Annotated in this window: 1 protein-coding gene; it reads right to left on the bottom strand. The window is 52.5% G+C overall.

Annotation, left to right across the window (positions count from 1 at the left end):
* Positions 1–83: 83 nt before the first annotated feature.
* Positions 84–1,376 carry a group II intron reverse transcriptase/maturase gene (ltrA, locus tag DQX05_RS30045; protein ID WP_119796887.1) on the bottom strand — a complete coding sequence of 431 codons (1,293 nt, stop codon included), beginning with the start codon at positions 1,374–1,376 and terminating at the stop codon, positions 84–86.
* Positions 1,377–1,857: the final 481 nt, after the last annotated feature.

Raw genomic sequence — 1,857 nt, forward strand, 5'->3', positions numbered from 1 at the left:
AATTTCTGCCCCTCCTCATCAAACCGTACGTGAGGTTTTCCCTCATACGGCTTTCCGATGTTCGTCAGCCATGTGCATGCAGTTTACAAGAGCGTTTTAAGTCCATATTGTGTAGCTAAGAACCTGACCTCGCGGATCGAACTTATCCAGTGCGAGCGTTGTCGCTTCTTCGCATACCATCTTGAAAGTCGTTGTACGATGTACCAATCCAGCTTCGCCATCTTCTGTTGGCTGTAAGCCGTGTAGTAATAGTTCCGCCAGCCTTGAATCTTGGGATTCAGCCATTCCACATGATCAATGAATGACTTATGACGCATGTTCGGTGGCGCTAATCGCTCCTTTACCACTTCTCGGATGCGTTCTTCCGCTTTCCGAGTCAGCCACTGTTGGGTGGTGTAGTACACCTTTCCTTTAGAGGTTTCTGCTTTCGCCTTGCGATGGTGCATGCCAAGAAAGTCGAAGCCTTCTTCTCCCGTCCATAGGCCGACGATGCGCGTTTTGGTCGGATGCAAGGTGAGTTCCAGTCGCTCCATGATCGTGCGTATGATCTTGTACGCACGATCTGCGTCTTTCTTTGTCTTGCACACGATCACGAAGTCATCCGCGTACCGCGTAAGTTCTCCGCTTCCGCTGCCATGTCGTTCCCACAGGATGTCGAAATAGTTCAGATAGATGTTCGCCAGAAGCGGTGAAATAACTCCACCCTGCGGCGTTCCCAAATCTGAGCGTCTCACCTTTCCTTCTTCCATAACCCCCGCTTGCAGCCACTTCCGCACCAATTTCAGGATTCGTCTATCGCTGATTCGCATTTCCACCAGTTTCATCAGCTTCTCTTGGTCGATGGTGTCGAAGTAGCCTTGGATGTCGACGTCGACCACCCAATTGCCTTTGCGGTTGCATGCTTTCCGAATTCGGTCGAGCGCTTGCTTCGCGCTTCGCTTTGGGCGGAATCCGAACGAGGATTCCTGAAAGTCCGCTTCAAAGATCGGTTCCATAACCAGCTTCGCCGCCATCTGTATGACGCGGTCTCGGACGGTGGGGATTCCAAGTGGCCTTTGCTTCCCGTCTTTCTTCGGGATGTAGTGCCTCCGTACAGGCTGGGGGTGGTAGTTGCCTTCCTTCATCAGTTGATGACATTCATGCAGGAAGAGATGTTCTCCCTGTTTTTCGATGTCTGTCAACGTCTCTCCGTCGACCCCAGCTGATCCTTTGTTGGCTCTAACCCTCCGCCATGCCTCCCACAAGATATCCATTCGGTATACCTTGTCGTACAACGCATGGAATCTGCGCTTCTTGCTTTCCTTGGCCGCATGACCTAGTTTCTCTTGGAGTTGTTGAACGTTTTCCTTTGGTGTTGTTAGCCGTTTGGCATTCACTGACTCGTACCTCCTCAAGAAACATGAACAAAGCAGGGCTCCTTCCCTCTCGCAGGTTGTGTTGTCCTGCGGTTCCTCGGTACTATGAGCCCCTCGGACTCCCTTCCTGCTGGCGTTTCACTTCACCTTTTGGGCTTATAGAAAGCCTCACTACGAAAAAAAACTTTCGTGCAGGGGAGGGTCTCCCCAGTTCACTGCATCCTCTTTCAGACCATGCCGCTCCCCCTACGCCGGAGGATTCTTCGCTGCCGCTCCAAGTTCTAAACAGCTTCCTTGGCCTTCGTCCATATTCACGGGACTCGGCTTCCTCTTTTCCCTCTTGCGAGGCCTTTTTGACGACGCGGCAGGATTCACTTCATGTTACGGCCTGGTCTGTTGCTCGCCCTGTCTCCGACAGGTACTTTCGTCGATGCGCTTCTACGCACAGATTTCGCCGTACGCAGGCATCCTAGCTACGCGGGGACTTGGCTCCTCCCGCGAC

Origin of the sequence: Paenibacillus thiaminolyticus (assembly GCF_003591545.1) — a bacterium.
In the GTDB taxonomy this organism is placed as follows: domain Bacteria; phylum Bacillota; class Bacilli; order Paenibacillales; family Paenibacillaceae; genus Paenibacillus_B; species Paenibacillus_B thiaminolyticus_A.